Raw genomic sequence first — 12,048 nt, 5'->3', positions numbered from 1 at the left:
AAAAATATAAAATAATATATTAATAGTACCAATATATAATAAAAAACTTATTGCAATTAAATGTAACATGATGGAATTTAACATCGCACAAAATCATTTTCCCAATGTAAAAAATCAGAAATAGGAATCATCATGGACTTATTGTAGTCTTTGAACTAACCAATAAAATGCCACCGCAAAAATAAGGCAAGACGTTGAGACCATCATTTTACGATACCATGGGAAACGTTGCATCAATAGCAAGAAAGGAAGTAATAGGCATAGGATCATGAGTTGTCCTGCTTCCACACCTAAATTAAACGTTAGGAGTGAGCCAAGTTGATTACTCTTTGGAAGTCCAGTTTCAGCCAAGGCCCCGGCAAAGCCCATGCCATGAATCAGGCCAAATAAGGCCGTCAATATCCACCGCCATTTCACCTTTTTAACAAATATGTTTTCCACTGCTACATAACAGATTGTCAGGGCAATCAAGGATTCGACCCAGTAAGGGATGACGTGAATGCGACCTGTCGCCACCAAGAACAGTGTAACGCTGTGAGCGATAGTAAAGGCAGTAACAATTTTCAACGCATCCTTGAATCTAGTTGCGATTAATACTAAGGATAACAAAAACAGTAAATGATCATAACCTGTCAAAATGTGTTCTATGCCAAGCTTAAAGTATTTCCACAAAACAGCGCCAATCTTAGCCTTTGGAAGGTCCTTGGGAGTGTCCTTGGAAAGGCCCTTGGGAAGGTTGATCAGAATATCTTTATTAGTGCTATTAATCATATCCTGCTGAAAATAGTCCCCTGCATGGACCATGAGTACACTCGTATGAGTAGGTACATCGTCAAACACCAGATCGTAATGCAGATTAAATTGTTTGATTTCTTCATCGGCGATAAACCTCAGTTGAAATTCCATGCCTCTTACGACACCCTTTTGCGCCATATTCATCGAAACCAATTCCATCTTTAATGGCTTCGAATCAGCATCTAATCGAAGACCATTCTGTAAATAGGATTCAATTTTTTGCGAGGCCAGTTCATCGTTCACCAGATTATCCAAGTTAGTACCGAAATGTGGAAACAAGTCTTTTTGTTCAATAAAAAGGTCATACAGAATCTCGTTTCCTTCAATGTTTAAATCCGAATAACTCATATCTATGGAATGCGCAAGTGAAGTTGTGGTAGTCCCAAAAAATAATAAGAACATGATGATGAACATGGACAGAAATGAACGCATCTTCATAGCGGAACCTCTTTTCATGAAATGTTAGTATTACAAATTGAAATATTGTATATCCTGTTACGAACGTTCATTCTGCAACCTGATCATGTTGCTCGACTTATTTCAAGCTGTGATGCAGATTTAGTACGCCTTTGGTACTATTAAGCGTTTAAATCGATAAGGGGGAGAAAATTGATCTCCCCCCGTTTCATTACCGATCCATCCTAAATTTCGCTAATGCGATGAAACCTGCGTGTATACTTTTGGTTTCAAACACTTGAATTGCTCTACTTTTGTGATGGCTGCAGGCACTGTTATGCTCTTTAACGTCACGGTTGAACGACTTGGAATGTCTTGCGATCCACTACCGTATAACCGTCATTGAGCAAAAAGAGTACATCATAAGTGCCAGGAGCCAGTCCATTGTTTAAACTAACTTTTCCAGATCCAGAATTTAAATAACTCCATCGCAAAGATGCACCGGCACCTGGAGGAACATCTCCGGTTTTGTATATGCCGACCCAATCTTTCCCGTTTAACGCTGCCCCAGTATAGGATAGGGTAATAGCTTCCCCTTGGTTGTACTGGGATTTGTCTAGTGTTATTGGGCCTGTAGCCACTCCAACTGCTTGAACAGTTACGTTAATGCTTGTTGTCAATGGAACGCTGTTCGGGTTTTCAACTCCGGAAGGCAGGGTTACGGTCCCTGGCACCGAGAAGGTCTGCACCGTCTTGATAGCCGGATTGTAGTTAACGCCGCTTAAATCCCAAGTCACACTTGCGTCCACATTTCCTTTATCGGTTGCAAGAATTACTTCTGTGGGCAATCCAAGAGCTTCCGCTGTCTTGGCCGTTCCGTTGTTCGCAGATACCGATGCAGGCGCAGTGATGCTGTTTAAATTAACTCTTTGAGCCTCAATTTCAATGTCCTGCGACGAACGATTGTACATGGAATCGTCAGCGAATACCCTGAGTATATATGGAGTAGTCGGCGACAAATTTGTAAACTTATAATGCCTGTATTCATCGAACGGCTTGTCTAGTGGAAGCGAAAGGCTGTTAAACGATTTGTCCACTTTCCCCGTGAGCTTGTTGATAAGCTGAATATTATATTCCAAAACGCGCACATTGTCATTTGCTTGCTTTATTGTAAAAGCAAGTTCGTTGTTTTTGTAGGAATCGACCGTAATACCCTCTTCAAACTCCGGAGCTATGAGTTCTCTTATATCGCTCCTACTATAGGTAAAGGCCTCTTTACCTTCACCAACGATTTTTACAGAAGGTATGCCTACATATTCATCTGTACTTAAGTTATACTGTTTGATGATAATTTTTGAACCGTAAACCTCTAAGAAATTCACAATGCGAGGTGTAGTTTTATAGTTGATATACGAGCCTTCTAAATATCCACCGTAAGGACCATCATCAATATAGCTTGAATATGAACTCGCACCGCTGTCGAGAAACGTAGCAGAACCTTGATAGTGAGAACGTTCGTCGGTCGGGTCGTATTGCGTATGACCTGACATATATACCACCTGCGACAAGTCATTGTCGGCAATATATTTACCTACATTATTACTTGCTGCGCTGCTCCATCTCCCTGACCACACTGTTCCACTTATAGGGTAGTGAGAAGATACAAATATGGGTTTGGTTGGATCGTAATCCGCTTCTGTTTTAATTTGGTTGAGTAAATCTTTGGTTTTTCCCACTGTATTGTCATTGTTATAATTTCCGTCAAAACCTACAATATTATATCCTTTTACCTTTACCCTATAAGCACTGTTAAAGAAATTGTTATCGTATGAATTCGTTGAAGCGTTCCACGCGCCCGCCGAACCGACAGGTATAAATTTTTCGGCGCCGCCCATATCATGGTTGCCTCTTACCATATAAAGCTTCGTATTGTCAAACAGCCCCTCACCTTTAAGTTTATTGTAAATGTCTGTCAGATTTTTCATCCACACATATTCATTGGCGTTGTTTCCACCGGTAACGTCGCCAGGAATAAAGAGTACGTCGGCTTGTGGGAATAGTCTCAGTTCAGTTCTGTAATCTTTTTCAATACGCGCGATTGTTGCGGGATTAGCACTTACTTCCGGATCGCTGTCCACAATCATATTTAAACCGGCAGGAGTTAATGTTTTATTGCTTTTTTGATAGATGAATATGGCGTTGTTTAGTTCACGTTCGTAATAATTGATGGTTTCCTGTGTATATAATTTTACTTTTTGAGTTGTTGCAACCTTATTTGCCGTATTCAAAACCTTCTTCAAATAATCAAAATCGGTTTGGCTGAAGCCGTTACCGAGACCGTCTGCAGTTATTTTATTTGCTTCTGATATTTTGTCGTTAAGTGCTTTCATATCTACTTTATTTACAGCGTAACTATTATAATTAGCTTGAACCATATCACTGCTAAATGCACCTTTCCAAATATTTAGATCAGCTATATCGAATGAATTACCTCCATTTTTGCCCGACCCGTCGCTACCTATATTTAATGGGTTCGATGAATCTAAGGTTCCAACCCCCAGAGAAGTTTCAGTCATTTTATAACCATCAATATACAACGATCCAAGCATTTTATCTCTGTCTACAACAAATGTCACGTAACGCCAATGGGAAGCATTAAACGTGTCACGCCCAAATTTTATTGATGAGGTCGGGAATCCTAAATTCATATTGACCGAATTGGCTGATGTATAAATCGCCCAGCCTTCGTTAGTGCTCTTAGTAAAATCCTTGTTTGATAATATTACCTGATTATTGTTAGTGTCACCCTTATACCAGAAGGATGTGGTAAAACTGTCATTACCAAAATTCAAGCTATGCGTCGTACCGACGTAATTACCGTCTCCGCTTTCTAGGTGCAGAGCTTTGGCCCCGGGTAATACACCGTCTACATAACTATAATTTCCTTTCCCTTCCAATTTCTCTTGATTTGCATCGTCCTTTAAATTATTGTCGAATTTCATCGATGAAATAAGGGGGTTGGCATTTAATACTGCATTTGTGGGCAATGAAGTTTTTCTGTCACCATTTGATGGTAAACCAACTACAACGCGCAATTTTTTACCAATATCATTTAATGTTACTGTGTAGCTTTTGGAAGTCCCACCCGATTTTACATTAACATATTGATCGCTTATACGTGATTCCTGTACTTGCCATTGAAATGTTAGATTTTTGCCCATTGAACCATGACCCATGATTACATTGGCAGTGATCGTTTGACCGTATACCGGCTGCATATTGTCGATTTTTACAAGTTTGGTACCCGATTCGTTTGCAAGTGCATTCGTGGTGGTTGATAACATAACGAATATCATCGTTAATACGAGAGAAATAGATAAAATTCTTTTCATTACAGAAAACCTCCAGGAATTCTAATTTTCTACGATTACTGCTAATTACTCTAAAGTAAAGACCAACTTTTCTAAGAAATTATTACTTTTAGCTTGAATATGAATATCACTTATAACAGGGAAAACTAAATAGGGTTTATTTCCATCCGAATGTATAGAGATCTATGGATACATATTAACGTCGGCCCGGCACATCGAATTTTGTTGTCCCTCCCCTGTTGGACAGTTTTTTTTACTAAATTCGGAAGCATCGATCTTTTACAACTCTTGCTACAAGGTTTCCACCCAATCTAACAGATCAACTCACTGAACTTTTACCTGACTATTAAGTGAATTCAATGTAGTAAAGCAGATTACAACAATTTATAAACTATGAAAAATAGCTAAATATCAATAAAATATTGTTCCTCCTTTTCCTAAATGAACTTAACTTCCTTACGACTTCTTCTCCTAGTGAAGTCAGCCACACTTTAGAATTTTGATTTATTTTTTCAGTGAGAAGGTGAAAAATATCACACGGACAATTATATAATCACTATGTAAATTGAACATTAATTCTAAATTATCAATTATTAACACAACCATTTGTGTTAAGTAATCCGTAATGATAAAGACTTTTAACCAAATGCTTTCCTCAGGAAGTAAAACAAATAAGAAGAACCAAAGTCCTAAAAACTGTATACCCTTCATTCCTCTATCCTTAGGCCAGAATTGATCTTCAACGTCTAAATAAATACGAAAAAGTTCAAGAAAAACTACGTTCTTGAACTTAAGTAGTTGAATTTGAAATCATGTCTGTTAGCTATATTTTTCGGTGTCCTATCGATCTTAGATTCTTCTAGATTTAAAAAATTGTTATATAACTAGTAAAATTAGCCATTAATTATACACCTTAATTATTGACCATATGTAAAGTAAACTTAATTTTTATGTCTACCAATAAATACTATTAAGATATTTTTAATAATGCATAATGTTTTTTTAATGTATGCATCTAGTTAAAGGACCTGCATACACAATGAATCGATTGATATTTCTATACAAAAAAGAGCCCCAAGTAAAAGCCATTTTCCTCGGGACTCTTTATTTTTATTTAGTTTTTCATTTATGCTTCCACAACATCCGTTTGCTGATAGACTTCACTTTCGAATTCTCCGGTAGCCTTACTTGTTAGGATACCGGATGTCATTGCTCCACTAACGTTAAGAGCTGTACGGCCCATGTCAATTAAAGGTTCAACTGAGATTAGTAGTCCAACGATTGCGATTGGAAGATTCATAACTGATAGTACGATAAGAGCTGCAAAAGTTGCTCCTCCACCGACACCAGCTACACCGAATGAACTGATTGCTACGATTAAAATTAGAGAGATAATAAATGATGCACTTGTTGGATCAACACCAGCTGATGGAGCTACCATTACAGCTAGCATTGCTGGGTAGATACCTGCACATCCATTCTGACCGATTGAAAGACCAAACGAACCAGCGAAGTTTGCAATTCCTTCTGAAACACCGAAATCTTTTGTTTGTGTTTTGATTGTCATTGGTAAAGTTCCAGCACTTGTACGTGAAGTAAATGCAAATGATAAAGTTGGTAATGCTTTTTTCACATATCTTACTGGGCTTAGTTTTGCAAATGATAATAATAATAAATGCACGATAAACATTGCGATTAAAGCCACATAAGATGCTATTACAAACTTACCTAATTTTACGATTGCATCATAATCACTTGTTGCTGCTACTTTTGTAATGATTGCTAAGATTCCGTAAGGTGTTAAACGAAGAATTAACGATACGACTCTCATCGTTACTGTATAAAGTGTATCAATTATTTTTGCAAAAAACTCTGCAGTTTCAGGCTCTTTACGTTTTATACCAAGGTAGGCAATTCCCACAATTGCTGCAAAAATTACAACTGCAATTGTTGAAGTTGCACGTGCACCAGTTAAATCTAAAAATGGATTACTTGGAATTAATTCAAGGATTTGTTTTGGAATTGTCATAGCTTCGACACTTGGAACACGTCCTTGTAATTCTGTAATTCTAGCAGTCTCTGCAGCACCTGCTGATATTTTGATTCCATCAAGTCCAAATCCTAAAGCGGATCCAATTCCAATAGCTGCTGAAATTGCTGTTGTACCCAGTAGAATCCCAATAACAAGGACACTAATTTTACCGATATTTTTAGTTAACTTTAATTTTGTAAACGCTCCGACAATTGAAACGAATACTAGTGGCATAACAATCATTTGTAATAGTTTTACATAGCCACTACCAACAATGCTAAACCAATCAATTGATCCGACTGTAACTTCATGTTCAGTTCCATAGATTAAATGAATAATATAACCAAAAATAAGACCTAAACCTAAACCTGCGAATACACGTTTTGAAAAAGATACATGCTTTTTTTGCATAAAATACAAGCCATACATAAGTACTAATAAGATAACAACATTTACGCAGATAAGAAATGTATTCATTTTTCTCCCCCTTTTCTTTTAATAATATAATTTACGAAAATATTAATACAAGTATTCCTATAAATCAAGTAGGAATTATTATATTTTTGTAAAATTCCTACTTTTTTATCATTAAGATACAATTTAACTAGAAATCTATTACTACTTAATTAATAATTTTTCACCATATTGATCAAATGCATGCTTAAAATCAAAAGCAGTAGGAGTTGGTCCATTTTGAATGTAATAGTCATATCTTTTAAAGGCCTCTTCCCACGAAACATCACTTTGCTTCTCGGTCCACCACACAATATATGAAAAGTGCTTCTCTTTATAAGATTCCATCCATTTACTTCGATCCTTCAACGCTTGCTTATGGTGCCCCGAGTACGTAAAACGATATAAAGATTCAAGATTCCTCCATACCGTTAGTGTAAGTATAGGATAACCGCCCCCCTTACTAACTTCTTCAGGTAGAGAGATTCCATCAGATGAAAACGCATCAATCATGTGTCCTGATTTAGTAGCCTGACGAAATACATCATTTCCTACAGAAAAAAATTGACGAGAGGCAGAGTCGTCATATGGGTGTTTTAGCCTACCAACTGTATAGATTGCAACAAAAGCCATAAATAGTCCTCCATAGACAGGTTTTATTAAATTTATATTCAAGTAAGCTTTTATTTCATAACTAATTCTTTTTTTCAATATTTTTATATTTTGTAGAGAATTGGATTAAGTAATACAACTGAATATCAAATTCAGTGTTCTGTAGACAACAAAAAAAGACAATCAACTAGGATTTCTCCCATTTGATTGTCTTTTAAAAATACGATACTAGTTAATTCCTAATTGAGTTTTAACAAGATCAATTGTTGTTCCTTGATACTTTTTAACTGGTTTTGGAGCATCTGTTACGGTTGGATTTTTCATCATATAATTTTGCTCAATTAAGGCAAAATCTTTTGCATCCGTCGTACCGTCGAAGTTAATATCAGTTGATCGATTAGTTGTACCCCAATTTGCTTTCATTCCAATTGCATCTTTTACATCAATAACGTCATCATTATTGACGTCTCCAGCGATTAGACTAATTCCACCAATTAATTTTGCTTCTCCAAGTACACCATTTTCGGTTGACTTTCCAATTGTAAATATACCTTTTGTTGTGAAATGACCTGGTACAGCGACTTCAACAGAAAAAGGTTTAACAGATAATGGAAGATTGAAAACTTCAAAGAACCCGTCAGGATGATATGTTACGTTTGTATAAACATTATTTTGACCATCAATTACCTTTACATTGGCACCAATTTTCGTGTAATCGATTTTAGCAATTTGTACTCCTTGAGTTGTAAAGTACGCTTCTGGAATAATTTTAGCAGCCATTTGTGAAAAAGTCGGTATTACATTGAATGACTTCATAAATCCAGGTGCACTTTCTGTAGTACCGGCTTTGTTTGTCACGTTAGCTTTTAGATCCTGAAGTTCATACCAACCTTTATTATAGTTATCACTTTTAGCTTTTACTTGAATATCAAGAAGTGGTACTTCGCCAGTTACAGGTTTTGTTAACTCTACTGTTATCTTCATATGCTTTCCACTTGTCGAAGCTGATTCCTCAGTTGTCACTGAACTTATTTGACTTTTCGTTTGTGAATTTTTCAATACTCCAACAATATCAAAGTTGTATGACGCATAGTCAAATTCAAATGAGACTTCATTTGTTTTATTTAAGTTGTGAGCAGATAAAGTAGCTGTAACGGTTTCTCCCGTTTTTATAGCTTCTTTATTTAAGGTACCTGTCACATATGGGCTACCTTTTTTAACAAAAAGTGTTTCATTCATTCTACCGAAATCACCATTTGATGCGGAGTCCATCGCAAATGAGTAATATCTTGTAAAATTAGCGTTTGGATTTAATTTAACCTCACCTTTGTAGTTACCATTTTCATCAACAGGTAATTCTTCTGAAGGTGAATCAACCCATCCATAAGGACCCATGAATGTATCATAATACCCTACAACCGAGTTATATGACTGGTCGATATCAAATCCCATTGTTTTCATATCCTCAATATCTTTATCAAAAACTTTCCCTGAAAACGGAATTGATTGTTGTCCATCTTCGTACTCGTAAACTCCGAACGGTAAACTATGTTGAACAGTCGGATTATTGTCTTCTATATATACTTTAGTTTCAGAAGTGAAGGTTTTTCCTTGATCATTTCGACCAATAAATTTAATTTTATATAACCCTGGTTTTGCCTGAACATACTTGTAAACTAGCGGACTATTTGGATCAGCGGAAAATGGTATATAAATTCCACCAAATCCGTTTGCAACTCGATACAGAACATTTTCATCGGCCTGAATTCCATCTAATGTTCCAATAATTCCAAGGTCTTCATTCGTTTTTGCATCTGTCAGTATTACGTCAATATAACGCATGTGAGACTTCAACTGGAAGTATAGATCTGTTCGTGGTCTCGTAAATGGATGATTGTCATACGTGTTACTTGTCAGTGCATATGGAAATGCCCCTAATTCTTCAATACCTTCTTCAACGAAACGTGCTGCAAACGGAATTTGATACGTTTCATCTGGATTTTGTTTATTTGTGTAAACAATATAACCCTCATATGTCCCTTTTTCAGCATTTGCTGGAATATCGATAAATACCGCATGTTTCTTTTGTTGCCCTGGTTTTACCTTTAACTCTGAATCGACTGTTATCTTTACATTATTTGCAACAGCATCTTTTGAGATTCTAGAAGTTTGGTAAACTACTTTTACATCAAAAGTTTTCGTTTCTTTGCTATCATTTCTTAATACTACATTACGATAATCTTCTCTATTTACTCCTGTTGAAGTAAAAGTGCCAAAACTAATCGCGCCTGTTGTTTCCTTAATTGTTTTCATTTTATTGCCGATCATTGTGTCAGTAGTATCTAACACCTCTAAATTTACTCCTGCATGCACTGCTTCATAAGCATCAACACGTCCTGCTCCTACTTCATAAACACTATATTTATCTTTTAGTGGATCCGCTGTATTCATTAAGGTTGCTTTAACATCTAATGGTGTATAATCCGGATGAGCTTGTAATAATAATGCTGCAATACCAGCTACATGTGGACTTGCCATCGATGTACCAGATAAGCGTGCATATGCGTGTTTATAGTCACCAAGAGATGCACTACCAGCGAAGTCCGTTGGCACAGTAGAAAGAATATCTACACCAGGTGCTGTAACTTCAGGTTTAATATCATAAGTTACACGAGCAGGACCACGTGAACTAAACGGTGCAAGCTTGTCACCTTCCGTTTTCACTTCACCTAATTTTTCAAATGAATAGGAAGTATCTCCTGCTTTTAGTTTTTGTAATAAATCTAACCCTTGAGCATTTGTCAAAGAGAAAGTAGGGATATTTACAACTCCTTCACCTAAATTGTTCGGAACATATCCTTCTGTTGGATCAGAATTGTAGATGAATAGAGCCGCTGCTCCCTTTTGTTTAGCAAACTTAATTTTATCGTTTAATGTAATGCTACCACGTTGAACTAAAGCAATTTTCCCTTTAACATCCTTACCATTATAGTCAGCAAAGGCACCGTAACCCACATCTACGACTGGTAAATTTTTACCAACAAAACTTTGAATATCGTCTGTAAAGCTCTTTGCCATTAAGCGAATATCCGCCGAAGTTTTTCCTGTACTAGTTTGAACCGAACCTTTTATTTCTTCAATTGTAGCCGGTACACTGCTTGCCCCAACTGCTAACCCTAATGGTGCATTTCCCGGAGTGCCAACCGTATACATTCCATTTCCAGCATTTCCTGCAGCTAAGACCGCTGTTACGCCTGATAGCACTGCATTGTTAATTGCAAAAGCAAGTGGATTCATCGGGTCATTGTAATCCGAACCAAGTGATAGATTAATAACGTCCATTCCGTCACTTACAGCTTTGTCAATACCAGCGATGATTGCATCTGATGATCCTCTACCGTATGGACCAAGTACGCGATACACATATAAATCAGCATCCGGAGCTATACCTGTAACCGAGTAGTCAGAGTCAGCTGTGCCTTGTCCAACGATTGTCCCAGAAACGTGAGTTCCGTGAACAGTATAATATGTTGCTCCTGAAACAACCTCTAACTGTTTAGATTTTTTCCAGTCGTCGTAAGTTGCTTCCATTGGATCACTATCATTATCGACGAAATCATAGCCACCTTTATATGCTGCTTTAATATCAGGATGATTGTAGTCAACTCCTGTATCAATAACCCCTACTTTGATTCCTTTACCTGTGTACCCTTCTTTATGAAGCTTGTCCACACCTAAAAAGGAATTCACATCTCCTTCAGGTAAATCAGTTCCAGTTTCAGTACTTTCTTGTTCAACCGGAGGGTCAACTGTTATTTCCTTACTTTCCCACACCGCTTTAACTGCTTTTGATTGCATTAAAGCTTCAACTTTATTAGCCGGAATTTTCATAGATACACCATTAAACGCATGCTTGTACTTTCGCTTAATTGTGTAAGGTGTTTTTTCTTTATCATTTTTAAAAATTGTTGTTAAATCCTTTTGAAAATTTGTATGAGAATCTTCAACTTGTTGATCAGCCTGTGAGACGCTTAAAGTCTTTCCTTCAGCCTTTGCAGACAGGACTGCAGTTTTAGAAGGTAAAGCTTTAAATTGAACAATTACCGTGATATTTTCATCACTGTTTAAATTCACGTCAGGACTAATCTGCAGACCAGATTGATCGCTCATTTTTAATTGGGTTAAAGCTTTTCTTTGCTCTGGTGTAAGCTTTGCTAAAATTGATTCTGTATTCATGGCAGCTTGTACATTTACTGGCTTAATTCCAGATGATGATACAAAGCCTCCAGCAAGTAAACTTGTTCCTATAGCAAGTGCAGTAATTGATTTCGTAATGTTTTTTCTCATTCTCTTTCTCCCTTTTCCATTTAAGTAAGTGAATTTGCTACG

6 protein-coding genes are annotated in these 12,048 nt (G+C 36.8%); all 6 read right to left on the bottom strand.

From position 1 onward, the window contains the following. Positions 1-138: 138 nt before the first annotated feature. The 6 genes from ACFWM3_RS14210 to ACFWM3_RS14185 all read right to left on the bottom strand — a co-directional run bounded on the left by ACFWM3_RS14210 (position 139) and on the right by ACFWM3_RS14185 (position 12,006). A complete protein-coding gene (locus tag ACFWM3_RS14210; RefSeq protein WP_390311755.1) occupies positions 139-1,233 on the bottom strand; it encodes a HupE/UreJ family protein in 1,095 nt (364 codons plus the stop codon). Between the two features lie 308 nt (positions 1,234-1,541). Further along, entirely contained in the window at positions 1,542-4,583 is a 3,042-nt protein-coding gene (locus ACFWM3_RS14205; RefSeq protein WP_390311754.1) for a LamG-like jellyroll fold domain-containing protein, read from the bottom strand. Between the two features lie 483 nt (positions 4,584-5,066). Further along, on the bottom strand, positions 5,067-5,273 hold the full coding sequence (locus ACFWM3_RS14200; protein ID WP_390311752.1) for a hypothetical protein: 207 nt from the start codon (positions 5,271-5,273) through the stop codon (positions 5,067-5,069). Positions 5,274-5,688: 415 nt separating this feature from the next. Continuing rightward, positions 5,689-7,071 (bottom strand): L-cystine transporter, encoded by a 1,383-nt coding sequence (locus ACFWM3_RS14195; RefSeq protein ID WP_390311750.1) that lies wholly within the window; start codon positions 7,069-7,071, stop codon positions 5,689-5,691. A 141-nt stretch (positions 7,072-7,212) separates the two neighbouring features. Then, positions 7,213-7,680 (bottom strand): DUF3291 domain-containing protein, encoded by a 468-nt coding sequence (locus ACFWM3_RS14190; protein ID WP_390311749.1) that lies wholly within the window; start codon positions 7,678-7,680, stop codon positions 7,213-7,215. A gap of 207 nt (positions 7,681-7,887) precedes the next feature. Beyond that, positions 7,888-12,006 (bottom strand): S8 family serine peptidase, encoded by a 4,119-nt coding sequence (locus ACFWM3_RS14185; protein ID WP_390311748.1) that lies wholly within the window; start codon positions 12,004-12,006, stop codon positions 7,888-7,890. Between the last annotated feature and the right edge of the window lie 42 nt (positions 12,007-12,048).

This window comes from Gottfriedia sp. NPDC058432 (assembly GCF_042721555.1).
Taxonomy (GTDB): Bacteria; Bacillota; Bacilli; order Bacillales; family Bacillaceae_G; genus Gottfriedia.
The sequence above is the reverse complement of the archived record's forward strand: the minus strand, read 5'-3'. Positions and strand labels throughout refer to the sequence as shown.